Origin of the sequence: Alsobacter soli (genome assembly GCF_003004785.1) — a bacterium.
Lineage (GTDB): Bacteria > Pseudomonadota > Alphaproteobacteria > Rhizobiales > Beijerinckiaceae > Alsobacter > Alsobacter soli.
In genome coordinates this window covers 39,352-62,862 of record NZ_PVZS01000029.1, presented here as the reverse complement: position 1 = coordinate 62,862, position 23,511 = coordinate 39,352, and the positions used below count along the sequence as shown (strand labels likewise).

At 67.7% G+C, this 23,511-nt stretch carries 17 protein-coding genes; 13 read left to right on the top strand and 4 right to left on the bottom strand.

The annotated features are described in order from the left end of the window. Positions 1–277: 277 nt before the first annotated feature. Positions 278–613 (bottom strand): hypothetical protein, encoded by a 336-nt coding sequence (locus SLNSH_RS20120; RefSeq protein ID WP_106339299.1) that lies wholly within the window; start codon positions 611–613, stop codon positions 278–280. A gap of 177 nt (positions 614–790) precedes the next feature. Then, positions 791–1,666, bottom strand: a complete 876-nt coding sequence (locus tag SLNSH_RS20115) for a LysR family transcriptional regulator (RefSeq protein ID WP_106339297.1) — start codon at positions 1,664–1,666, stop codon at positions 791–793. Between the two features lie 105 nt (positions 1,667–1,771). Between SLNSH_RS20115 and SLNSH_RS20110 the strand changes: the two genes are divergently transcribed. Both SLNSH_RS20110 and SLNSH_RS20105 read left to right on the top strand, forming a co-directional pair. Beyond that, a complete protein-coding gene (locus tag SLNSH_RS20110; RefSeq protein ID WP_106339295.1) occupies positions 1,772–3,364 on the top strand; it encodes an NADH-quinone oxidoreductase subunit L in 1,593 nt (530 codons plus the stop codon). A gap of 22 nt (positions 3,365–3,386) precedes the next feature. After that, positions 3,387–5,909, top strand: coding sequence for a YbcC family protein (locus tag SLNSH_RS20105; protein ID WP_106339293.1), 2,523 nt, complete (start codon positions 3,387–3,389; stop codon positions 5,907–5,909). A gap of 204 nt (positions 5,910–6,113) precedes the next feature. Here SLNSH_RS20105 and SLNSH_RS20100 read toward each other — a convergent pair whose 3' ends face one another. Further along, positions 6,114–6,854, bottom strand: coding sequence for a FadR/GntR family transcriptional regulator (locus SLNSH_RS20100; RefSeq protein ID WP_106339291.1), 741 nt, complete (start codon positions 6,852–6,854; stop codon positions 6,114–6,116). 126 nt (positions 6,855–6,980) lie between these two features. Here SLNSH_RS20100 and SLNSH_RS20095 point away from each other — a divergent pair, with 126 nt between their 5' ends. The 6 genes from SLNSH_RS20095 to SLNSH_RS24665 all read left to right on the top strand — a co-directional run bounded on the left by SLNSH_RS20095 (position 6,981) and on the right by SLNSH_RS24665 (position 13,513). After that, on the top strand, positions 6,981–7,766 hold the full coding sequence (locus SLNSH_RS20095; RefSeq protein WP_106339289.1) for a basic amino acid ABC transporter substrate-binding protein: 786 nt from the start codon (positions 6,981–6,983) through the stop codon (positions 7,764–7,766). A gap of 208 nt (positions 7,767–7,974) precedes the next feature. Beyond that, complete coding sequence (locus SLNSH_RS20090) at positions 7,975–8,646, top strand: amino acid ABC transporter permease (RefSeq protein ID WP_106339287.1); 672 nt, start codon at positions 7,975–7,977, stop codon at positions 8,644–8,646. Further along, positions 8,625–9,137, top strand: coding sequence for an ureidoglycolate lyase (locus tag SLNSH_RS20085; RefSeq protein ID WP_106339285.1), 513 nt, complete (start codon positions 8,625–8,627; stop codon positions 9,135–9,137). The genes SLNSH_RS20090 and SLNSH_RS20085 overlap by 22 nt, the downstream gene beginning before the upstream one ends. A 28-nt stretch (positions 9,138–9,165) precedes the next feature. Then, entirely contained in the window at positions 9,166–10,392 is a 1,227-nt protein-coding gene (locus SLNSH_RS20080) for a cysteine desulfurase-like protein (protein ID WP_106339283.1), read from the top strand. A 1,892-nt stretch (positions 10,393–12,284) separates the two neighbouring features. Further along, positions 12,285–13,064 carry a hypothetical protein gene (locus tag SLNSH_RS24670; protein WP_146140322.1) on the top strand — a complete coding sequence of 260 codons (780 nt, stop codon included), beginning with the start codon at positions 12,285–12,287 and terminating at the stop codon, positions 13,062–13,064. 110 nt (positions 13,065–13,174) lie between these two features. After that, complete coding sequence (locus tag SLNSH_RS24665; RefSeq protein ID WP_210202547.1) at positions 13,175–13,513, top strand: hypothetical protein; 339 nt, start codon at positions 13,175–13,177, stop codon at positions 13,511–13,513. A gap of 66 nt (positions 13,514–13,579) precedes the next feature. Here SLNSH_RS24665 and SLNSH_RS20075 read toward each other — a convergent pair whose 3' ends face one another. After that, the gene (locus SLNSH_RS20075) at positions 13,580–17,284 is read right to left on the bottom strand and encodes a vitamin B12-dependent ribonucleotide reductase (protein ID WP_106339309.1); all 3,705 of its coding nucleotides are present in this window, start codon (positions 17,282–17,284) and stop codon (positions 13,580–13,582) included. Between the two features lie 753 nt (positions 17,285–18,037). Between SLNSH_RS20075 and SLNSH_RS20070 the strand changes: the two genes are divergently transcribed. From SLNSH_RS20070 to SLNSH_RS20050, 5 genes are all read left to right on the top strand, one after another. After that, positions 18,038–19,948, top strand: coding sequence for a methyl-accepting chemotaxis protein (locus SLNSH_RS20070; RefSeq protein ID WP_146140320.1), 1,911 nt, complete (start codon positions 18,038–18,040; stop codon positions 19,946–19,948). A 164-nt stretch (positions 19,949–20,112) separates the two neighbouring features. After that, entirely contained in the window at positions 20,113–20,556 is a 444-nt protein-coding gene (locus SLNSH_RS20065; protein WP_106339307.1) for an NADH:ubiquinone oxidoreductase subunit NDUFA12, read from the top strand. A gap of 61 nt (positions 20,557–20,617) precedes the next feature. Beyond that, entirely contained in the window at positions 20,618–21,091 is a 474-nt protein-coding gene (locus tag SLNSH_RS20060; protein WP_106339278.1) for an OsmC family protein, read from the top strand. A gap of 49 nt (positions 21,092–21,140) precedes the next feature. Beyond that, complete coding sequence (locus SLNSH_RS25425) at positions 21,141–22,673, top strand: DUF4254 domain-containing protein (protein WP_106339276.1); 1,533 nt, start codon at positions 21,141–21,143, stop codon at positions 22,671–22,673. Positions 22,674–22,780: 107 nt separating this feature from the next. Beyond that, a complete protein-coding gene (locus SLNSH_RS20050) occupies positions 22,781–23,482 on the top strand; it encodes a DUF2155 domain-containing protein (RefSeq protein WP_106339305.1) in 702 nt (233 codons plus the stop codon). The last annotated feature ends 29 nt before the right edge of the window (positions 23,483–23,511 follow it).

The window sequence follows — 23,511 nt, the reverse complement described above, 5'->3', positions numbered from 1 at the left end:
ACGGACCGCTCCGGATGCGCTCCCCTCCCGGGTCGAGAGTGAGGACCATGGTGCACGAAATAGGAAAATTGTCAAGAACAAAGCAGCGCCTCCGCTCATCCCCGGCGCGCCGCAGGCGCGGGAAGGGGATCCAGGAGGGCGCGCGCCCCTCTCCCGCGGCTCGGGAGAGGGGCAGGGTCTGAGAGATGCTCTCGCGCCATCCACTCTCTCGGCTCAAGCCCGCCTTGTGCAACGGCAGCCGGCTGCCGGCCAGTCCCAACCTTGACCGCGGCGAGGCTCATGGCCTGAACTTCGTAGGCTCGTTCATGCGCCTTAACTGGTCGGCGTAGGACTGATAGGAAACGGTCGCGTTCTGCATGCACTCGTAAGGCGCTGCGCTTTTCAGGCAGATCGCGGTCGCTTTGCGACGGACGTCCTCGTCGAACGAGTCCCACATCCATTTCAGGAAATCGTAGGCGTCCTGCTCGCTCTTGACGCAAAGAATGCTGACCTGCGGCGATGGCCGGCGCGCGCAGATCGCATCAATGTCAAAGAGCGGGATGGCATCTGCGGCAATGGCTGGCGTGAAGTTCAGCGCGGTCGCAAAGACCGCCGTTCCTAGAGCAACTCGCATGCTCCCTCCATCAAAAGGGGCGGAGCATAACCCGTTCTTGAGCTTTAGCTAGAGCGATGCGTGGGGATTTCCGTTCGGTCATTGCCAAATTACGCATCCCTGCACTAGCTTTCCTTGCGGATGATCCGGGCGAGAGTGACCGTATCCCGCCCATGGCGCAAGCCCAGGCTCTTGCGCCTACGGCTGCTTCTCAAGCAGTTGGGCGAGCAGCGGGTTCGGGAACCGACGATGCTGGGTGATCGCGAAGAACTGTTCCTTGACGTCCTTCAGCCGATGGAGCTCGACCAGCGTCCCGGAAGTCAGTTCGTCGACGACGACGACCGGCGGAACGAGCGTCACCCACGGGCTTTCGCGGGCCATGAGGCGCAGCATGGCCATGTCGTCGACCTCTGCGGCGATGAGAGGCCGGATGCCGGCCTTGCCGAGCAGGGCGTCCAAAGCCGAGCGTGCGCTGGCTCCCCGGCCGGGAAGCACGATCGGCCTCTCCGCCAGGTCGTCCGGGAACTTGAAGCGCCGCTTCCCAGCAGATGGGCGGCTCACGATGCTGAGCGGCTGCTCCGCGACGAGCCTGCTGTCGAACGTGCTTTCAGCGTCCGGCATGGCGGGGTGATTGGCCAGGACGAGATCCAGCTTGTGCGCCTCGAGCTGTTCCAGAAGGTCGGCCATCACTCCCGACCGGACGACGAGTTCGACGTCAGTGCGGCCGATGAGCGGTCGCAGGAAGCCGATCTGAAAGTTCCTGGACAGGGTCGCGCTGGCGCCGACGCGCAGGACGCGCCTATCCGGCCGCAGGCCTGAAAGGGCCTCGATCAGTTCGTGGCCGGATCGGAACACGGTGTTGGCGTAGTCCAGCGCGATCCGCCCCGCCTCGGTCAAGGTGAAACTCCGCCCGCTGCGCTCGAACAATTGCTGGCCCAGTTGTTCCTCGAGAGCCTTGATCTGCACCGAAAGGGAGGAGGGGGACACATTGAGACGCTGCGCAGCGCGGCTCAGGCCCCCCTCGCTCGCGACGACCCAGAAATAGCGCAGGTGGTGGTAGTTGAGGTGAGGCACGTTCGTTCTGTTTTTTCAAACAACGACCTTCAATAATCGACATTTTTAAAATCACGCAAGCGCCCTAAAGATCCCGGCGAGCCCGTCCGCCTGCTGGAGATCATCATGACAACCCACTTCGCCCTGGGCGCGCTTGCGCCGCCGATCGCGCTCGCGCTCGCCGCTGTCGCCGCCGGAACGCTGGACAAGACAGCCAAGCGCGCGACGAGCCGCGCGATCCAGGGGGCCGTGCTGAGCTTCGCGATTTCGGCGTCCCTGGCCTGCGCCGTCGCGCTGCTGGGGCCCGTCCGCTCGCCTCTGCTCGGCGTCGGCGGCGTGGGGCTCTCGGTCTATGTCGATGGGTTGTCCGCGGCTCTGCTGGCGCTGGTGAGTTTCGTCGGGCTGATCGTGGTGCGCTACAGCCGCAACTATCTCGACGGCGATCCGGGGCAGGTCCGGTTCACCCGGTGGCTCGCGCTCACGCTCGCCGCCGTGGAGACAGTGGCGGTGGCGGGCAACGTCCTGCTGCTGATCGTAGCCTGGGCGGCGACGAGCGTCGCCATCAGTCAGCTGTTGCTGTTCTACGGCGAGCGCCCCGGCGCAAGGCGGGCTGCGCGCAAGAAATTCGTGGCGAGCCGGCTCGGGGACCTCTGTCTTCTCTTCGCCGCCGTCCTGCTGCACGCCCGCTTCGGGACGCTCGAAATTCCGGACATGCTTGCTTCGGCTCGCGCCGCCTCCGCGGGCTCTCCCGCGCCGACGCTTGCAGCCCTCCTCATTGTCTTGGCGGCGACCCTGAAATCCGCGCAGCTGCCGCTGCATGGATGGATTTTGGACGTGATGGAGACACCCACCCCGGTTTCGGCGCTGCTACACGCCGGCGTAGTGAACGCCGGCGGATTCCTGGTGCTCCGGCTGGCGGACGTTCTGCTGCTCGCGTCCCCGGCGCTGCAGATCCTCGCCATTATGGGCGCCGCGACCGCTCTGTTCGGCTCGCTGGCCATGCTGACCCAGTGTTCCGTGAAGGTGCAGCTGGCCTATTCGACCATCGCGCAGATGGGCTTCATGCTCCTGCAGTGCGGGCTGGGAGCCTTCTCTTCAGCGCTGCTGCATCTCCTTGCGCATTCCCTCTACAAGGCTCACGCCTTCCTGTCGTCGGGCAGCGTCATGGACCTTGCCCGGGCCTCGTGGAAACCCCGCGAGGGCAGGGTGGCTGGAGCAGGCAGGCTCGCGCTCGTGGTCCTGGTGATCGGCGCAGCCGCCTTGGGGGCCGGGGTCTCGTCCGGCTACGAGCCACTCTCCGCGCCGGCGCCGGTCGCGTTCGGCTCCATCCTGATCATGGGCCTCGCCCAGCTGCTGGCGAACGCGCTCGACGGAACGCCCAGCCTGCGCGTGCTCGTGGGCGCTGGCGCGAAGGCGGCGTTGGTGGCAGGCGCGTACTTCACGGCGCAGGCCGCGACGGCGCGGCTCATGACCGGAAGCCTGCCCCTGCACGCCGCCTCGGCTGGGGTCTTGGGAGCCGGCGCCGCCGCCCTCATCGTGGCGGCCTTCGCCGCCGTGACCTTGTTCCAGATGCAGCTGATGCGGAGCGTCGACGCTCCATTCTGGGTGGCGGCGCATGTGCACCTGCGTAACGGGCTGTACCTGAACACGATCGCCAACAGGCTGGTGCTGGCCTGGTGGCCCCGTCGCACCCCCGCCACGCCGTCCCACTCCTCCTGAACAGCAAAGGGATCCAGCGACGATGTCCATGCCAGCCCTCGCCGTCCAGCCGCACATCCAGAAGTCGTCGGGCCCCGACGCGGCGCTCCGCGCCGCCGTTGCGGAGGCATGCGGCCGCATCGCCCCTCTTTGGCCCCTCAAGCACTTCGTCGCGGTGAACCCGTTCCTCGGCTTCACGGGCCAGGAGTTCGGTCGGACCTGCGCCACGCTCAAGCGCGTGGCGCGCGCCTCGATGCTGATGCCCCGGCCGTTCTACGCCCGCGCCCTCGCCACAGGGCTCGTGAAGGACGACGACCTCGCGGCCGCTCTCCAGGAACGGCCTGTCGCCGGGCTGGGCCCCGCCGAGCTGAGGGCCGCCGCCTTCTCGCAGCCGGCGGCCAACGACACGCCTCCAGCGGCGGTGGCCACCGTCGCCGAGGTGCTCGACCGCTGCGCCGACGGCGACCGGCAGGTCTCGCTCGTGTCATTCATGATCGACGAGATCTCGGCTTTCTGCGCCGCCTATTTCGACGAGGGGCAGGCCAACTGGCCGCTGCCCGTCCGCAAGCTGGGCCCTTATGCCGCCTGGCGCGCGGTGGCCGCCTATGACCGCAACCCGGAGATCATGGGCGTCAAAGGCTTCCGCGCCTGCGTCGGGGCCTTGCCGGACGAGCCGATGCAGGCGGTCGCCGTCATCCTCGACAGCCTTGGAGTTCCGGCGCGCGCCCATGGCGACTACCTGTATCGCGCGTTGTTCGACATCGGCGGCTGGGCGGCATACGCCCGCTATCTCGGCTGGGAGGCGGAACGGGACGGCGGCTCCGACGACACGCTTCTCGAGCTCCTGGCGATCCGCCTCGCATGGGGCTGGGCGCTGTTCCAGTCGCGGGAGGACCGGGTTTTCAGGAGCGCCTGGTCCCAGGCCATGGCCGACGCGGCCAGCGCGCCCCAGGACCACCGCCCCGAGCTCGCCCGGGATCTCGCGGTCGACCTGCTGTTGCAGGAGGCCTACGAGATCGGCCACCGGCGTCGCCTCGCAGGCGCCTTCGTGGGGAGCGAAGCGCCGACGCCGTCCCGGCGACCGTCAGTCCAGGCGGCCTTCTGCATCGACGTGCGCTCGGAGGTCTTCCGGCGCGCGCTCGAAACCGCGTTGCCGAATGTGGAGACAATCGGCTTCGCCGGTTTCTTCGGCTTCCCGATCGAATACGTCCCCTTCGGGAAGGCGCGGGGAGGGGCGCAGTGCCCGGTGCTGCTGAAGCCGTCCTTTGTTGTCTGCGAAGGGGTGAGAGGAGCCGATGCGCCAGAAGCCGCGAAGCTTCTACAGGCGCGGCGCCTGCGGGGTCGGATCGCCGCGGCCTGGAAGTCGTTCAAGGCATCGGCGGTGTCCTCGTTCTCCTACGTCGAAGCCTGCGGTCTGGCCTTTGGCCCCAAGCTCGCCACGGACAGTCTGGGCGTGACCCGGCCGGCGCCGTCGCCGCATGTCGAGGGCCTCGATCCTGCAGTGGCGGGCCGGCTTGGACCCATGCTGCGGGCCGGGACTGTCGACGGACGACCCACGGGCTTTCGTCCGGAGCAGAAGCTCGCGATGGCGGAGGCGGTCCTCAAGGCCATGTCGCTGACCGGCCCGTTCGCCCGGCTCGTGCTGCTGGTCGGCCATGGCGGCGCCACCGTCAACAACCCCCATGCTTCCAGCCTGGACTGTGGGGCCTGCGGCGGCCACACCGGGGAAGCGAACGCCCGCGTGGCTGCGGCCGTGATGAACGATCCGCAGGTGCGGCTCGGTCTGCGGGCGAAGGGCGTGGACATCCCCGACGACTGCTGGTTCGCGCCGGCCCTGCATGACACCACGACCGACGAGGTCCGCATCTTCGACGAGCAGGACGTTCCGGCGCCGCTCGCCGGCGACCTCGCCCAATTGAGAGACGGACTGGCTCGCGCCGGAGCGCTGGCGCGCATGGAGCGGAGCGCGCTGCTCGGCCTGGACAGCGCGGAAGATCCCCAGAAGGCGATCGTCGCGCGCAGCCGGGACTGGTCCCAGGTGCGGCCGGAATGGGGGCTCGCCGGCAACGCCGCCTTCATCGCCGCGCCGCGCTCGGCTACGCGCGGGCTCGACCTTGGCGGCAGGGCCTTCCTGCACAGCTATGACCACGCCAAGGACCAGGACTACCGGACCCTCGAGCTGATCATGACCGCGCCCATGGTCGTGGCGAGCTGGATCAACCTCCAGTACTTCGGCTCGACGGTGAACAACGATGTCTTCGGAAGCGGCAACAAGACGCTGCATAACGTCGTCGGCCAGCTCGGGGTGCTGGAGGGCAACGCAGGGGACCTTCGCGTCGGCTTGCCCCTCCAATCCGTGCACAACGGGGAGCGGTTCGTGCACGACCCCCTGAGGCTGAGCGTCTTCATCGCCGCCCCGCAACGCGCCATCGACGGCGTGCTCGCGCGCCATGACGCCGTCAGAGATCTCGTCGTCAACCGCTGGCTCTTCCTGCACAGGCTGGATGACCGCGGACGCGTTACGGGCCGCTGCTTCGACGTGGGCGACTGGCGGAGCCTCGCATGAGCGTAGCCGCAGGGATGAACCGGGTCATGTCTCTTGCGATGGGGGCAGAGACTGGAGCAGTCCCTACTCGCCGCCGCTCACCACTCCTCAAAACCCAGCGTTATCAGGCAGCTCAGCGCCGCTGTCCGGCTTCGTGCTGGCCTGGTCCCGGCACGGCGAAGCCCAGGCCACCCGCGAGCGGCGCCCCGCCTGACCGTGGGGGAGCTAGATCGCAATCGCGATCCGTCCGGCGGCCGCGCGGATGTGGGCGGTCATCTGCGCCGCGGCCGCCGTCGCGTTCCGGGCCCGAAGCGCGGCGAGGATGGCTTGGTGCTCCCGCACGGTCTCCTCCAGGTTGGCGCGGCTCGCCATGGGCAAGCTCTGGCTCGCCACCATGACCTCCCTGACGGACCGGTACATGGAAGCCATCAGCCGGTTGCCGCACAGGTCCAGCAGCGTGTCGTGAAAGGCTGCGTCGGCGGCGGACATCGCCACGATGTCCCCGCGCTCCTGGGCGCGGGCCAAATCCTCGACGGTCTGCGCGAGACGGGCCAGCCCGGCGTCGTCAGCGCGGACAGCGGCGAGGGCCGCGGCCTGCCCCTCCAGGGCCAGCCGCGCCTCGTAGGCGTCGCGCTCGGATCCGAGATTGGGAAACGGCCACTCGGTCCTGCGCTCGCCGTCACCGGAAACGAAAACTCCGCGCCCGGGACGCACCTGGATGAGGCCCAGGGCCTCAAGGACGGACAGCGCCTCGCGCAGGGATGCCCGGCTCACCCCGAACCGTTCCGACAGGTCGCGTTGCGAGGGCAGTTGGGATCCCGGTCCAAGCTCCCCATCGGCGATCATCTGGTGCAGGCGGGCGGCGATGGAGCGCGGGACCGGTTCCCGGTTCTCGGCCAGACGCAGCCCCGAGGCGAGCGGACCTGACGGCGACAGGCTCGCCGCGTTCTGCCTCTTGCGCACCATGAGCCCCACCTACGTCAAACGCGCCTAACGGTCGCTCGAACAGGCTTGACGTTGCCGCCGGCTCCCGACATCGTCAAGTGGTCTGGCCGGTCTGACCAGCTACGCCCCGGGCCCGGAGGGAATTCTATGCGCACAGTTTTGAGAGGTGTCCTCGCTGCCGCGACGCTCGTGGTCGGGCTCGGCGCCGCCCAGGCGCAGACCATCAAGGTCGGCGCCAATATCGGCAACGTTCCGTGGGAATTCCAGAACGACAAGGGCGAGACAGTCGGCTTCGAGATCGACCTCATGAAGGAGGTCGGGAAGCGGCTTGGCCAGAACGTCGAGTTCGTGAACATCCCCTTCAACGGCTTGTTCGCGGCCGTGCAGTCCGGCCAGATCGACGCCGCCGTCTCGTCGATCACCATCACCAAGAAGCGCCTTGAGAGCGTATCCTTCGCGCAGCCCTACTACGACAGCGATCAGTCGCTGACCGTGACCAAGGCGTCCGGGGCCAAGAGCATGGCCGACATGGCGGGCAAGACTGTGGGCGTCGATACGGGATCCACCGGCGACATGTGGGCCACGGAGAATCAGGCCAAGACGAAGATCAAGGAGATCCGTCGGTACGAGGGCCTCAATCCCGCCATGCTCGACCTGGCGGCCGGTCGCATCGACGGCTACATCTCGGACATCCCGGCGCTGCTCTATTACGTCAAGGACAAGCCGCAGTTCGCCGTGATCGAGCGGATCAAGACCACCGAGCAGTACTCGGTGATGTTCGCCAAGAACTCGTCCCTGCTTCCCAAGGCGAACGACGCGATCACCGCAATGAAGAAGGACGGCACGCTGGCGAAGATCCACAAGACCTGGTTCGGCACGGACCCAGACCCGGGCATGGCGACGGCGACCGTCCTCGACGTCCCCAAGCTCTGACTGTTGGGCAGCGGGCCGCGCATGGCGCAGGCGGCCCGCAGCCGGGGCCAGCGTTGCTCCGCGCGGCCGCGCGGAGCTCGCCGGTTCGCCGGGCCGAAACGCCACGCCTGTTTTTCGCTGAAGCCGCCGGACCGACGTCTGGCAGCGCACGCGGCTCAAAACCCGGACCCGAGCGACCGCTCCGCGGTCCTGCGCAGATGCGGCTGAGATGTCGATTTTTGAAACGTTCCTCAACTACAAGGTCTTCGTCTCCACACTGCCGCTCATCCTGAGCGGCCTCAGCACGACGCTGCTGCTGGGCGTCACGAGCATCGCCCTGGGGCTCATGCTGGGTCTCGCGCTCGCACTGTTGCGCCTGTACGGGTCCCTGCCCTGGCGCCTGTTGGCCATCGGCTACATCGACTTGTTCAGGGCGATCCCCATCCTCGTGCTGCTGATCGTGGTCTACTACGCGCTTCCCTTCGCGGGCCTCCGACTGCCTGCCTTTGGGGCGGCGGCCACCGCGATCTCCATGGTCGCGGCGGCCTACAGCGCCGAGGTCTTCCGAGCTGGCATCGAGGCTGTCCCGTCTGGACAGTTCGAGGCCGCGCGGGCGCTTGGCCTGCGGCCCTGGCTGGTCATGTCCAAGGTGGTGCTGCCGCAGGCGGTGCGGATCGTCGTTCCGCCCATGACATCCAACGCCATCAACGTGCTGAAGGACACGGCCCTGGCCTCCGTGGTGGCCATGCCGGACCTCCTGAAACAGGCCACGCAGGCGCAGGCGCTGGCGGCCAACCCCACGCCCCTGATCGCGGCGGCGGCGATCTATGTGTTGATCCTGCTGCCGCTCGTGCGCCTCGTGGGGCACATGGAGCAGACATGGGCGCGGGCAAAGCGATGATCCTGCGACCAGGCATCCTCGATCCGCACAGCTTCGCGCCCTTCGGCAGCGCCCGGCGCCTCTCCGGCGGGGTGTCCGTCAACGAGAATCGCGGACGGCGGATCGACCTTGAGGCGCAGCTCCAACACGATGCGGAAGCCCGGCGCGCAGCCCTCGCGCTCTACCGCATGGAGCCCTCGGCGGCGCCGGTGAGCGTCGCCTTCTTCGAGCGGCACCCCTGTTCCGCGCAACTCTTTGTGGCGCCCCCCTCGGCGCGATTCCTGCTCGTCGTGGCGCCCGATGGCGATGCGAGCGAACCCGACCCAGCGCGGGCGCTGGCGTTCCTGGGCGAGGGCGACTGGGAAATCATCTACCACAAGGGCGTCTGGCACTTTCCCCTGATCGCCCTGGGCGCTTCCACCGATTTCACCATGATGATGTGGCAGACGGGGGATCGACGCGATTGCGAGTGCCGCAACCTTGCAGCGCCGCTTTTCGTCCATGTGCCCTGACCCACGTCTTTCCCCCTGGAGCCCGGCCATGACAACGCCTCCCACCCTCGACCTCCACCGCGTGCGCTCCCGCTTCCCGGCCCTCGCCGCGGACGACTGGGCCTATTTCGACAACGCCGGCGGCTCGCTCGTTCTCGGCGGCGTGGCGGCGCGGATCTCCGAATATCTTCTCACCACCAGCGTGCAGACCGGCGCCAGCTACCCGGCTTCCGTGCGCGCCGTCGAACGCCTCGCCGCCGCGCGGGCGCGCATCGCCACCCTGGTCGGCGCGGCCCGCAGCGACGAGATCGTGCTCGGGCCATCAACGACGGTGCTGTTGCGTTTCCTGGCGACCGCGATGGCCGGGCAGCTGGCCGAAGGGGACGAGATCATCGTCACCGACTTCGATCACGAGTCGAACATCGGGCCATGGATGGGCCTGCGCGATCGCGGGGTCGTCGTTCGAACTTGGTCAGCCGACCCTGCCACCGGCGAGATCGACCTCGCCGCGCTTGATGCGTTGCTCACGCCGCGCACCCGGCTGGTCTGCGTGACGCACGCCTCAAATATCCTCGGCACGATCAACCCGATCCGGGAGATCGCGAAGCGCGTGCACGCCGCCGGCGCACGGCTCTGCGTCGACGCCGTCGCCTACGCGCCTCATCGGGCCGTCGATGTCCAGGCCAGCGGGGCCGACTACTACGTATTCTCGTTCTACAAGGTCTACGGCCCGCATTTCGCAGTGTTGTGGGGCCGCCACGAATACCTGCTCGAGCTCGACGGGCTCTACCACTACTTCTACGGAAAGGACGTGGTGCCGGGAAAGCTTGAGCCGGGCAACACCAATTACGAACTCGCCTGGGGCAGCGCCGGCATCGTCGACTACCTGGAGGAAATCGGCGGCGCCTCCGGTCGGGCAGGGGTGGAGCAGGCCTTCGCCGCGATCGCCGCGCACGAGGAGCGGCTTGCGGCCCGTCTGCTGGACTGGCTCAACTCGCGTAACGATGCGCGGGTGGTCGGGCTGCGACGCCCGGACCGCGCGGCGCGCGTTCCGACGATCTCCTTCACCTTCGAAGGCAAGCGCTCGGACGACGTGGTCCGCGCTGTGGAGAAGGACCAAATCGCCATTCGGTTCGGCGATTTCCACTCGCGGCGTCTGGTGGAGCATCTCGGCCTTGCCCGGAACGGCGGCGTCGTCCGCGTCTCCATGGTGCACTACAACACCTTGGAGGAGGTGGACCGCCTGACACGGGCCTTGGAGAACGCGGTCCGCTAGGCAGGCTCCGCTGTCTCCGGATCTCGGCGCCAACTCAGGCCCGCTGGTCTTGACCTCGCCGACGTGGCTTTCCGGGATCTCCTGGCGATCATGGATAACAACCGCAGGTGGTGCGCCCCAGCGGCGCGGGCGCCCGCTACGCACCGCGGGCGGCAACGGCCCGGACCTGCCTGAGCCCGCATGGGTCTAGGCGCTACGGTTGCGCAGGGTCTAGGCGTGATCGACGGCGCCAAGGCCATCATAGTCGGCAAACTCCTGGTCGGGCCACTCCCTCTCCGCGGCGGGAGAGGGTGCGCCTCGGCGAAAAGGTCGGGCGCATGCCCACCCTCCCCTTGAGGGGGAGGGTCGCCGCGCAGCGGCGGGGTGGGGTGAGGCCGGGCGTGAACCTGCAAGCTTTAGTCAAGCCGCACGCGCCCTCGCCGGGCGCGGCGTCACCCCACCCCGCCGGGCTTCGCCCGTCGACCCTCGGGTCCAGCCGAGGGCAGGCTCTCGCCCTGAAGGGGAGGGTGGCGCGTCCGGGGCAGGTTCCTCCCGAGGCGAGGGTGTTCAGCGCGTCGGGCCGTTGCGCGTTGGCCCTGGATCCCCTTCCCGGCGCTTCGCGCCGCCGGGGATGACGCGGGAGAGTTCGCGGCGTTCTGGAGAGGTGCGCGCCAAGGCTGCCCCACCTCCGCCGTCATCCCCGGCGCGCCGCAGGCGCGGGAAGGGGATCCAGGGGCAACACACGCCCACTCTCCGCGCAGCGGGAGAGGGTGCGCCTCGGCGAAAAGCTCGGGCGCATGCCCACCCTCCCCTTGAGGGGGAGGGGCGCCGCGCAGCGGCGGGGTGGGGTGAGGCCGGGCGTGAACCTGCAAGCTTTAGTCAAGCCGCACGCGCCCTCGCCGGGCGCAGCGCCGCCCCACCCCGCCGGGCTTCGCCCGTCGACCCTCGGGTCAAGCCCGAGGGGAGGCTCCTCGCCCTGAAGGGGAGGGGGGCGTCCGGGGCGGGTTCCTCCCGAGGCGAGGGTGTTCAGCGCGTCAGGCCGTTGCGCGTTGGCCCTGGATCCCCTTCCCGGCGCTTCGCGCCGCCGGGGATGACGCGGGAGAGTTCGCGGCGTTCTGGAGAGGCGCGCGCCAAGGCTGCCCCTCCTCCGCCGTCATCCCCGGCGCGCCGCAGGCGCGGGAAGGGGATCCAGGGTCAATACACGCCCACTCTCCGCGGCGGGAGAGGGTGCGCCTCGGCGAAAAGGTCGGGCGCCTGCCCACCCTCCCCTGGAGGGGGAGGGTCGCCGCGCAGCGGCGGGGTGGGGTGAGGCCGGGCGTGAAACGGCAAGCTTTAGTCAAGCCGCACGCGCCCTCGCCGGGCGCAGCGTCACCCCACCCCGCCGGGCTTCGCCCGTCGACCCTCCCCCTCAAGGGGAGGGTGGGGCGTCCGGGGCAGGTTCCTCCCCGTCGAGGCGAGGGTCTTCACGCGTCGGGCCGTTGCGCGTTGGCCCTGGATCCCCTTCCCGGCGCTTCGCGCCGCCGGGGATGACGCGGGAGAGTTCGCGGCGTTCTGGAGAGGTGCGCGCCAAGGCTGCCCCACCTCCGCCGTCATCCCCGGCGCGCCGCAGGCGCGGGAAGGGGATCCAGGGGCAACGGGACGCCCCCTCGTGCGGCGGGAAAGGGGCCGCCTCGGCGGAAAGGTCGGGCGCAAGCCCACCCTCCCCTTGAGGGGGAGGGTCGCCGCGCAGCGGCGGGGTGGGGTGAGGCCGGGCGTAGAGCTCCGGGTTTCCGAAGACTCGAAACCGCCCTCGCCGGGCGCGGCGGATTGACATTTGATAACTTTTAGTACGGGATCAGCGGCATTTCCCGTCCTCGGAATATTAGCCCATGCGATTTGAACACTTTAGAATCTCGCTGTTGCCGACAATACAGATGTCTCTGTTCGAGGATCGATCAGAGATGAGCCGAGAGGAGTGGATCAGAAAAGCATTTGCATCGTCTTATGTTTTTGCAAACCGATCTATATTTTATCATTACGTTCCCCATCCGGCAGATTCGCCGACCTTGATCTCTGGGCGAATTGGGCGTTCCAAAACGTCCGTTGAGAGTACGCCGCCGGAACAAGGCCTCGCGGATGTAGATCGAGAAGCATGGCATTCTATTACACTATTAATTGACCCCACTGAGCATGGAGATGGGCAAAAGCTCATCATCGAATGTGACAAGGCGGTTGGAAACCCCTCTGCGATACTCAAGGGATTTTGCGATGAGATCAATAATTCTGGGCAAGCTCCACTCAATTACAGCATTCACATTGCGCCAATAGCTGATCCAGAGACGTTTTGGGGTTTCGTCCGGGAGAATGAAGGCGATGTTACACTTGTGTCGTTTGAGCTCATCGCTCCGAATATGTTTGGTGTCGCTTCAGAGTTCGATGCGGAGATGAAAGCGCTTCAAGCTTATGAGGGTGCAGAGAAGGCCAGATTTGAAATTCAAAGTAGTAACGGTCTAAATCTCGACACAGAGAGAGTTCAAGAAACGGTTGCTTACTCGCTGAGAGGAGGCGGTGAGATTGTCGCAAAGACGAGAAGCAAACGGGTATACAGAAGCAAAAATAAGGTAAGATCTACAATAAGTAGTGTCTCAAAGAGAGAGTTCAAGGAGATGCGAATTTCCCAAAAAATCAAATATCTAATTGGCCTATTCAGATGACAAAGAGTATGGCGTACTGCATTCTGATTTCTGCTTTCTGCATTTTGGCTTGTATTGTCGTGGTAAGGCCAAGCTGGCTATCTGACGAGAATTTTTTTCTGAAGACAATAGTGTCTCATGAACTCTTGGGTGTGTTGGGAATAATAGTTTCAGTGACAATGGCTACTGTTTCTCAAATTGTATTCGCCCTGAACAGTATAGAGGAAAAGCTTGAGCGTCAGGGTTTTATCAAAACACGCTCCGGCGTGAAGGGGGCGTCTTATGCGCTGATCTACCTGTTTGTTGTGGCCCTTCTCGTCGTTCTAATTAAGCCAATAACAAGCGGGTCGCCAACATCAGAAGCGGGCGTTAACGCACTTGCGTTACTCATTTTGATTTGGAACGTCTTGATTCTGCATTCGATATTGGACCTGATATTTTCTCTAGGACCGATCATAAAAGTAAAATGACCCGCAGCACAATTGTGCTGCGGATACATGTCTCTCACAAACAAGAGGCGGTTGACTACCCCTCCCTCAGCTACACCCCGTCGTGCTCCCGCACGTATTGCACTTCAAACACGTGCCATTCCGCACGAGCGTGAAGTTTCCGCACTCGCCGCAGGCGTCGCCCTGGTAGCCCTTCATCAGGGCTTCCGTGCGCCGGTCGGCGCCGGCGTCGCGGGGGGCGGGGGGCGCGAAGGCGAGGTTGCCGAGGCCGCCCTCGTCGATCACGCGCTCCACCTCGTCCTCCACCTCCTGCTTGAGCGCGGTCGCGCCCTGGGTGGCGTAGGCGGTGGCGGCGGAGCCGCCGGCCGCCGTGGTCGGGCGCTCGCCCGCGCCGCCCGCGATGGCCAGGAAGCTCGTGGCCTTGCCGCGCACCAGGCCCTTGGACACCACGCGGGTCGCCGGGTTGGTGGGCGCCTTGCCCTCCTCGTCGCCCTTGCCGAGGGCGTCGAACACGGTCGCCTCGGGCGCCACATGGGCGAGGTCGTTGCGGCCGAGATACGAGATGGCGAGCTCGCGGAACACGTAGTCGAGCAGCGACGTCGCGTTCTTGATGGCGTCGTTGCCCTGCACGAAGCCGGCCGGCTCGAAGCGGGTGAACGTGAAGGCGTCCACATACTCCTCCAGCGGCACGCCGTACTGGAGGCCCAGCGAGATCGCGATCGCGAAATTGTTCATCAGGCTGCGGAAGGCGGCGCCTTCCTTGTGCATGTCGATGAAGATCTCGCCGAGGCGCCCGTCCTCGTACTCGCCGGTGCGCAGGTAGACCTTGTGGCCGCCCACGATGGCCTTCTGGGTGTAGCCCTTGCGCCGGTCGGGCAGCTTCTCGCGCTCGCGCATCCGCTCGATGCGCTCCACCACGCGCTCCACGATCTTCTCTGAAATCGTCGCCGCGCGCGCCGCCGCCGGCTGGGCCACCAGCGCCTCGACCTCCTCCTCCTCGTCCTCGTCGGCGATGAGCTGGGAGTTCAGCGGCTGGGAGAGCTTGGAGCCGTCGCGGTAGAGCGCGTTGGCCTTCAGCGCCAGGCGCCAGGACAGCATGTAGGCGTTCTTGCAGTCCTCGACGGTGGCGTCGTTGGGCATGTTGATGGTCTTGGAGATCGCGCCCGAGATGAAGGGCTGCGCCGCCGCCATCATGCGGATGTGGCTCTCCACCGAGAGGTAGCGCTTGCCGATGCGCCCGCAGGGGTTGGCGCAGTCGAAGACCGGGTAGTGCTCCTTCTTCAGGTGAGGCGCGCCCTCCAGCGTCATCGCCCCGCAGACATGGATGTTCGCCGCCTCGATCTCGGCCTTGCCGAAGCCGAGGTAAGCGAGGAGCTCGAAGGAGGGATCCGCCAACTTCTCCGCCGGGACCTTCAGGGTCCCGGTGAGGAAGTCCTCCCCGAGCGTCCACTTGTTGAACACGAACTTGATGTCGAAGGCCGACGCCAGGTTCTTCTCCACAGCCGCGATCTTGTCCTCCGTGAAGCCCTTGGACCGCAGCGTGGTGTGGTTCACGCCCGGCGCCTGGGCCAGGGAGCCGTGGCCCACCGCATAGGCCTCGATCTCGGCGATGTGCGCCTCGCCGTAGCCCAGCGTGCGCAGCGCCGCCGGCACCGCCTGGTTGATGATCTTGAAGTAGCCGCCGCCGGCGAGCTTCTTGAACTTCACCAGGGCGAAGTCGGGCTCGATGCCGGTGGTGTCGCAGTCCATGACGAGGCCGATCGTGCCGGTGGGCGCGATCACGGTCGCCTGGGCGTTGCGGTAGCCGTGCTTCTCGCCGAGCTCGAGCGCGTCGTCCCAGGCCTTGCGGGCGTGGTGCACGAGCCGGCCGTCCGGGCAGGAGGCGTGGTCGAGCGGCACCGGCGGGATGCGCAGGCCCTCGTAGCCGCCGGTCTCGCCATGGGCGGCGCGGCGGTGGTTGCGGATGACGCGCAGCATGTGCTCCGCGTTGGCCGCGTAGCGCGGGAAGGCGCCGAGCTCGGCCGCCATCTCGGCCGAGGTCTTGTAGGCCACGCCCGTCATGATCGCGGTCAGCGCGCCGCAGATGGCGCGGCCCTCGGCCGAGTCATACGGGATGCCCGACGTCATCAGCAGGCCGCCGATGTTGGCGTAGCCCAGGCCCAGCGTGCGGAACTCGTAGGAGAGCTGCGCGATCTCCTTGGACGGGAACTGCGCCATCGTGACCGAGATCTCGAGCACGATCGTCCACAGCCGCACCGCGTGCTCGTAGCTCTCGATGTCGAAGGAGCCGTCCGCCTTGCGGAACTGCAGCAGGTTGGCGGACGCCAGGTTGCAGGCCGTGTCGTCCAGGAACATGTACTCGGAGCACGGGTTCGAGGCGCGGATCGGCCCGGACGCCGGGCAGGTGTGCCAGTCGTTCACCGTGGTGTGGAACTGGATGCCGGGGTCGGCGGACGCCCAGGCGGCGTAGCCGATCTTCTCCCACAGGTCGCGGGCCTTCAGCACCTTGGTGGGCTTGCCGGTGATGCGGGCGGTGAGCTGCCAGTCGCCGTCCGTCTCCACCGCGGTCAGGAACTCGTCCGTGACACGTACGGAGTTGTTGGAGTTCTGGCCCGAGACCGTGAGGTAGGCCTCCGAATCCCAGTCGGTGTCGTAGGTGTCGAACTGGATGTCCGTGTAGCCCTGGCGGGCGAACTGCATCACCCGCTTGATATAGTTGTCCGGCACGCTGGAGCGGCGCGCGAGCTTGATCTCGCGCTTCAGGGCCGGGTTCTTCTCCGGGTCGTAGCAGCTGTCGCCGGGCCCGTCGCAGTTCACGCAGGCCTTCATGATGGCCTTGAGGTGCTTCTGGACGATCTTGGAGCCGGTGACGAGGGCGGCGACCTTCTGCTCCTCCTTCACCTTCCAGTCGATATAGGCCTCGATGTCCGGGTGGTCGGCGTCCACCACCACCATCTTGGCGGCGCGGCGCGTGGTGCCGCCCGACTTGATCGCCCCCGCCGCGCGGTCGCCGATCTTCAGGAAGGACATCAGGCCGGAGGAGCGGCCGCCGCCGGCGAGCTTCTCGCCCTCGCCGCGCAGCGCCGAGAAGTTGGAGCCCGTGCCGGAGCCGTACTTGAACAGGCGCGCCTCGCGCACCCACAGGTCCATGATGCCGCCCTCGTTGACGAGGTCGTCGGCCACGGACTGGATGAAGCAGGCGTGCGGCTGGGGGTGCTCGTAGGCGGTCTTCGAGCGCGTCAGCTTGCCGGTCTTGTAGTCGACATAGAAGTGGCCCTGGCTCGGGCCGTCGATGCCGTAGGCCCAATGGAGGCCGGTGTTGAACCACTGCGGCGAGTTCGGCGCCACCATCTGCATGGCGAGCATGTAGCGGTGCTCGTCATAGAAGGCCTGGGCGTCCTCCTCGGAGGAGAAATACCCGCCCTTCCAGCCCCAGTAGGTCCAGCAGCCGGCGAGGCGGTCGAACACCTGCTTGGCCGACATCTCGGAGCCCGTGCGCTCGCCTTCGGGCAGCTGCGCGACGGCCTTGTCGTCGGAAACGGAGCGCCACAGCCAGGAGGGGACGTCGTTCTCCTCCACCTTCTTCAGGCGCGCGGGCACGCCGGCCTTGCGGAAGTACTTCTGGGCGAGGACGTCGGCGGCCACCTGGCTCCACTGCTCGGGAACCTCGATGCCTTCGAGCCGGAACACGACCGAGCCGTCCGGATTGCGGATCTCGCTGGTGGCCGAGCGGAACGGGATGTCCGCGTAAGGCGACTGTCCGGTCTTCGTATAGCGACGTTCGATCCGCATCGTCATCCCCTGTAAGGGAGCGCAATTCGCCCCCGAGCCGGTGGTTGTCCCGGCTCCGCCCACACAATCTGTTTTACGTTCCCTGTCGGCCGCGGCCGGATCTGTTGTCCGGACCTGCGCCCTGGCGCGTCGCTTGCGCCGGTCTCCCCGGGGTTTGACCCCGCCTCGGAGAGGCCGCGCGCCCGGGGCCGAGGGCCCTTCAAGCGAGGGCCGCCGCAAGCCCGTGCGGCACGGTCATGAACCTAGTGGCGGGTCCGGCATAACGTCAAGAACTAGTGTGGGCGCCCACTGCCGGGCGCTACATATTGTGATGACATGTGAACAGTGTGCTGGATGCAACGGTTCCGGTAACCATCGGATTCGGCTTGGATTTTTCGGCCCGCGCAGGGGTTTTCCCCGCAGTTCTCAGCCCTGCCGCCCGCCGGGGCCGTGGACGAATGCCCCGCATGCTCGCGGCGGCGCTTGACTCTCGGCTCGAATTCGGCCGCAGGCGCCACATATGCGGCGAAACTGAGGCAAGGCCTCGCAGTCCCGCAGAATCGCTCCAACGCCTGGCGTCAGCGAATCGGATCGAGCGCCGAATCGGCCGCTGCGCGTTTGCGGAGACCTGACGCGATCTCCCACGAAGCATGCAAGCGAACACAACCTCTGATGGCAGTTTTAGAAAACACCATGTTGGATATCAAAAATCAACTATTGGCATGGATGAATTCAAGCGACGCCTCCCGCGTGCATTGGGGTGAAGGTCCGCTTATGAGCTTCCGGTCGCTGAAATTCAGGATCATTGTCATCCTGGCTCCCGTCCTCACCCTGCTCCTGCTGGGCGCGCTTCTGTTTCTGTTCGTGAAGCAGCAGAGCGCCATCGCGCAGTCGGAAGAGGCCAAGGTTCAGGCGACGGTCCAGATCCTGGCCGAGGCGGCCGCCAACGCCGTGTTGGTGAGCAACCTCACGGCGATGGAATCGCTTCTCAAGGCCGCCCAGCTCGACGCCGACTTCGAAGCGGGCCTGATCGGGGAGTCCGCGCGGTACATGGCCATGAAGATCCAGCGGCCGGGGGCGGAGCCCATTTCCGAAAAGGCCCTGGCCACTCAGATCGGGGGGAAGCCCGAAGCCGTCCTGGCCAAATACCCGGAACGGAAGATCACGATCCCGGGCGACCATTCCAACCTCACCCTGTTCGCGCTCCTCGACGACATGGACCGGAGCAAGATCGTCGGATACGGCGCCGTTCGCCACTCCACCTTGCGGTCCGAGGCCCGGCTGCGCGCCGACGTGGTCGTGGCGGCGGTCACGGCCGGCGGAGTGGTGCTCTCCGTGCTCGGCGCGCTCTACGTGATCGTGGCCTGGCAGACGGGGCCTTTGGCGCAACTCGCCCAGGTCACGCGCAAGCTCGCCGCGGGCGATCACTCCGCCGATGTCGACATGCAGGGCCGCCAGGACGAGATCGGCGCGATGGCCGCCGCTCTCGCCGTGTTCCGGGAGAAAGCGGTCGCCCTGGTCGCGTCGGAACGCGCCCGGGAGGAGATGAGCGAGAGCGCCCGCGCCACGAAGGCGCATATGATGCAGGAGTTGAAGGCGGCCTTCGGCCTGGCGGTCGAGGCGGCGTGCCGCGGCCGTTTCGACGCCATGATCGAGCGCGATTTCTCTGACCCGGAGATGCGCGAGCTCCGCGACGGCCTGAACGCCCTGCTGACGCAGCTCACGGAGCAGTTCCGCGACGTGCTGGCGGTCCTGAGGGCGATCGAGGCGGGCGACCTGGGCGCCCGCGTCGAGGGCGCCCGGGAGGGCGTGTTCTCCGAACTGCAACATGGCCTCAACATGATGGCCGACTCGCTCGCGGCCACCCTGACGCGCGTGCGCGACGCCACCGCCAAAGCGGAGATGTCGGCTTCCGAGATCGCGGCCGGGGCCGCCGATCTCTCCCGACAGTCGGAGCAGCAGGCCGCCCAGATCGCCCAGACGACCGAGATGGCGGCCCGCATCGCCCAGTCCGTGGACGCATCGGCTCGCGCCTGCAACCAGGCGGCGGAAAAGGCGGAAAGGGCCGCCTCGTCCGCCCGGCGGGGCGGCGAAGTGGCGGCTCTGGCCCAGGCCGCCATGGAGCGGATCGAAGGCAACAGCAGCAAGATCTCGGACATCACCAGCGTCATCAACGGCATCGCCTTCCAGACGAACCTGCTGGCGCTGAACGCCTCCGTGGAGGCGGCGCGGGCCGGGGAGGCGGGTAAGGGCTTCGCCGTGGTCGCCGCGGAAGTTCGCACCCTGGCCCAGCGCTCGACGGAAGCCTCGAAACATATCTCCGACCTGCTCTCGAGCTCCGCCGAAGAGGTCGCGCAAGGAGGTGAGTTGGTGCGCCAGGTCGGCGAGGCCCTGGCGCTTCTCGTGGAAGCCGGAGAGGACGTCCTGGGGACCGTGGCGGGATTTGTCCGAAGCGCCCAGGAGCAGGCCCAGGGCATCGGCGCGATCTCGCAGACCATGCGTGACCTCGACGCCATGACGCACCGGAACACGCGGGTCGCGGAGGAGGGGGCGGCCAGCGCGACAGCCCTGCGAGAGCAGATCGTGGCCCTTCAGTCGCTGGTGGAGCGGTACGGCAGCGACAACGGGTTGATCGCATCCAAGGCCGGCCGCCGCCCTCAACGGCCCATGGCTCTCAGCGCCTGAGGGCGCGAGCCGCGCCTCTGCGGGCCGGTCCGTCGGGCTCCGCCCGCGGCGCGTGACGTTCGGCGGGCTGGACAGAAGGCCCCGCCTTCGTATAGTCCGCGCCCACACGCCCGGGCCGGCTGCGGCCCGCACCTCAGGCCCTGCGCAGAGGCCCGCCGATGTCGATGAAGACCTTTCTCCTGCAAGCCCTGACCTGGTGGAGCGGCCAGACGCTCGGCACGCGCTTCTACACCTGGCGCTTCGGCGAGCGGGTGGGCGAGGACGAGTTCGGCAACGTTTATTACCAGACGGCCGGCGGCAAGGTGGACCCCACCATCGGCGTGTGCCGCCGCTGGGTGGTTTACAACGGCAAGACCGAGGCGACGCTGGTTCCGGCCGGCTGGGTCGGCTGGCTGCGCAACACGCAGGCGGAGCCGCCCGTCAGCTACAGGCCGAAGGAGTGGGAGAAGCCCCACATGCCCAACATGACGGGCACGCCCTTCGCCTATCGCCCCCAGGGCTCGATCCTGGGCGCCGCCCATCGCCCGGCCGCGACGGGCGACTACGAGGCCTGGGTCCCCGGGGGCGCGCCGCAGGGACGCCAGATCGAGACCGGCGAAAAAGCCTGAGTTTGAACGCCGCCCCTCGGGGCGGCGTTTTCGTTGGGGCGGGGGCCAGCAGGAAGACGCCATGCGCGAGCACCGCTACCGCACGACCACTGTCTGGACGGGAGACCTGGGCCACGGGACGGTGGATTACCGCTCCTATGGCCGCGACCACGTGATCAAGGCCGAGGGCAAGCCCGAGGTCCTGGGCTCCTCGGACCCGGCCTTCCGCGGCGACGCCGCGCGGCACAATCCCGAGGACCTCTTCGTCGCCTCCCTCTCGGCCTGCCACATGCTCTGGTATCTCCATCTCGCCGCCGTGTCCGGCGTGGTGGTGAGGGCCTACGAGGACGACGCGGAGGGCGTGATGGAGGAGGGCCCGGAGGGCGGCCGCTTCACCCATGTCATCCTCCGGCCGCGCGTCTCCATCCAGTCGGGCGACCCGGCTCTGGCCGTGTCGCTGCACGAGCAGGCCCACCGCTTCTGCTTCATCGCCAACTCGGTCAGTTGCGCCGTGCGCTGCGAACCCGCCATCGAGGTTATGCAAGCCGAGAAATAACAATTGTCATGCGATAGGATCCGAAGCGCGATTCGCTCCGGACCTCGTCATGGCTGTTTCCTCCCTCGCCGCGAAGACCACGCCCCGCGCACTGAACCGGGCCGAGCCGCAGCACGTCGACGCGCTGCTCCGGCTGGCCGACTACGAGCAGTCCCAGCGCCGCTTCGCCGGAGCGATCGGGCTCTACCGCGTCGCGCTGGGCCTGGAGCCTGGCAACCTGCACGCGGCGGCGCGGCTGGCCCGGGCCCTGTTCTGCGCCGAACGCTGGGACGAGGCCTGGCCGGCCTACCACGCCGCGCGGTTTCGCCTGATGCCGGATCCGCCCCGCGTCACCGGGCGGGACGCGGAGGGCAGGCCCCGCGACTTGCCGTGCTGGACGGGCGGGCCTGCTCCCAGGCGGCTGCTGGTGCTCTGCGAACAGGGGCTCGGCGACACCATCCAGTTCGTGCGCTTCCTGCCTGCCCTGGCGGAGCGGGGCGTCGAGATCACCCTGGCCGCGCCGGCGCGCCTGCACGCCCTGCTCCGTTCGGTTCCCTGCCGAATGACGCTGTTGGAGGCCGCCTCTGGCGCCGTGCGCGCCGTGGACGGTTGGACGAACCTCCTGGATCTGCCGCACGCGCTGCGGATGCCGCCTTCGGGCTACCCGGCCCGCAGATCCTACATCTCCCCCGATCCCGCGCGGCTTGCGGCCTGGAGCGAACGCCTGGGGGAGGGGCGCCTGGTCGGCATCCAGTGGCGGGGCAACCCGGCTGCGCCGGGCGACGCGGCGCGCTCCGCCGCCCTGGCCGACTTCGCGCCTCTGGCGGATCTGCCGGGCGTGCGCCTTGTCTGCCTGCAAAAAGACGCAACCCCGGAGGAACTGAACGCGTGTCCCTTCCGTGACCGCATCCTCCATCTCGGGCCCGACTTCGACGCCGGCCCGGACGCGTTCCTGGACGCCGCCGCCGTGCTGTTCCTGCTCGAACGCACAGTGACCGTGGACACCGCCGTGGTTCACCTCGCGGGCGCTCTCGGCCGCCCGGCGGATCTCGTCCTGGCCCCGGAGGCCGACTGGCGCTGGCTGGACCGGCAGGAGGAAACCGTCTGGTACCCCTCGGTTCGCCTGCGGAGGCGGCGGGTGGGCGAGCCCTGGTCGGCGGCCGTGGCCCGCGCCGCAAGGGACTTGGGCGCGCCGGACCTCGCAGGCGCCGTCGCCGAGAGCGCGCCGCCGCTGGCGCCCACCAGCGTGGGCGACCTCGTCGATCGCCTCAGCATCCTGGCCCTCAAGGCGACGCGCATGAGGTCGCCGGCCAAGCGCGCCAATGTGGCGGCGGAGCGCGCCGCGCTGGAAGCCGCTCGCGCCTCCCTGGCCTTGAACGACGCCGATTTCGCGCCCCTGGAGGAGGCCCTGCAACAGGTGAATGCGACTCTCTGGGATGTGGAGGACGCCCTGCGCGCCTGCGAGGCGAGAGGCGACTTCGGCCCCGAATTCGTCCGCCTTGCCCGGATGGTCTACGTGACCAACGACCGCCGCGCCGCCCTGAAGCGCGAGATCAACCTGCGCGCCGGCTCGGCGCTGGTGGAGGAGAAATCCTATGGCTGAGGCGGCGCCGGCCGCGCCGCCCTTTCTCCGCCCACTTTCGCATGTTAAGCAGCCCGCCCGACGGCGACCGCGGTGACGAATCGCGGCGCGACAACCCGCGCGAGTTCATGGCTTCAACCACGATCGTCAAAGGCTCCGCCCGGGGCCGCCGGGGCGGCCTTCGGCTGGCCCTCGCAAGCGGCGCCTGCGCGCTCGCGTTCCTGTCCGCGCCCGCCCACGCCGACAAGATCAAGAACCCGACGGCGATCTTCGCCGGGCTGGACAAGATCACCGGCCGGATCATCTCCTTCGAGGCCCAGGTGGACGAGACGGTCCAGTTCGGCGCGCTCCAGATCACGCCTCGCGTCTGCTACACGCGGCCGCCCACCGAGCCGCAGAACACCACCTCCTTCATCGAGGTGGACGAGGTGACCTTCAACAACGAGTACCGCCGCATCTTCGGTGGCTGGGTCTTCGCGTCGAGCCCCGGCCTGCACGGCATCGAGCACCCGATCTACGATGTCTGGCTGACCAGCTGCAAAGGCGGCAAGGAAGTCATCCCGGACCCGGTGGATCCGGACAAGGTCGACCCGCTCAAGCCGGCCCAGCCCGACGCCAAGGTGTCGCAGGGGCAGCAGCAGCCGCGCCGCGGCGTGGTGAACAAGGGCGACGGCACTGGCGGCCTCTACACGCCTGGCGTTCCCGCCGGCGGCGGCCAGATCGGCGTCGCCGCGCCGCAGGGCGTCCCGGTGGCCCCGCGCCAGCCCACCCAGCGCTTCTTCCCGACCAACGCCGGCCCTGGCCGCGAGCAGGGCGCCGCTCCGCGGTGACCGGAGCCGCTGTCCGCTTGCGTTGCCTC

Excerpts from the sequence above, each read along its gene's own strand:
- SLNSH_RS20120 (WP_106339299.1), bottom strand. The coding sequence starts at position 613 with ATGCGAGTTGCTCTAGGAACGGCGGTCTTTGCGACCGCGCTGAACTTC.
- SLNSH_RS20110 (WP_106339295.1), top strand. The coding sequence starts at position 1,772 with ATGACAACCCACTTCGCCCTGGGCGCGCTTGCGCCGCCGATCGCGCTC.
- SLNSH_RS20105 (WP_106339293.1), top strand. The coding sequence starts at position 3,387 with ATGTCCATGCCAGCCCTCGCCGTCCAGCCGCACATCCAGAAGTCGTCG.
- SLNSH_RS20100 (WP_106339291.1), bottom strand. The coding sequence starts at position 6,854 with ATGGTGCGCAAGAGGCAGAACGCGGCGAGCCTGTCGCCGTCAGGTCCG.
- SLNSH_RS20095 (WP_106339289.1), top strand. The coding sequence starts at position 6,981 with ATGCGCACAGTTTTGAGAGGTGTCCTCGCTGCCGCGACGCTCGTGGTC.
- SLNSH_RS20090 (WP_106339287.1), top strand. The coding sequence starts at position 7,975 with ATGTCGATTTTTGAAACGTTCCTCAACTACAAGGTCTTCGTCTCCACA.
- SLNSH_RS20085 (WP_106339285.1), top strand. The coding sequence starts at position 8,625 with ATGGGCGCGGGCAAAGCGATGATCCTGCGACCAGGCATCCTCGATCCG.
- SLNSH_RS20080 (WP_106339283.1), top strand. The coding sequence starts at position 9,166 with ATGACAACGCCTCCCACCCTCGACCTCCACCGCGTGCGCTCCCGCTTC.
- SLNSH_RS24670 (WP_146140322.1), top strand. The coding sequence starts at position 12,285 with ATGTCTCTGTTCGAGGATCGATCAGAGATGAGCCGAGAGGAGTGGATC.
- SLNSH_RS20075 (WP_106339309.1), bottom strand. The coding sequence starts at position 17,284 with ATGCGGATCGAACGTCGCTATACGAAGACCGGACAGTCGCCTTACGCG.
- SLNSH_RS20070 (WP_146140320.1), top strand. The coding sequence starts at position 18,038 with ATGAGCTTCCGGTCGCTGAAATTCAGGATCATTGTCATCCTGGCTCCC.
- SLNSH_RS20065 (WP_106339307.1), top strand. The coding sequence starts at position 20,113 with ATGAAGACCTTTCTCCTGCAAGCCCTGACCTGGTGGAGCGGCCAGACG.
- SLNSH_RS20060 (WP_106339278.1), top strand. The coding sequence starts at position 20,618 with ATGCGCGAGCACCGCTACCGCACGACCACTGTCTGGACGGGAGACCTG.
- SLNSH_RS25425 (WP_106339276.1), top strand. The coding sequence starts at position 21,141 with ATGGCTGTTTCCTCCCTCGCCGCGAAGACCACGCCCCGCGCACTGAAC.
- SLNSH_RS20050 (WP_106339305.1), top strand. The coding sequence starts at position 22,781 with ATGGCTTCAACCACGATCGTCAAAGGCTCCGCCCGGGGCCGCCGGGGC.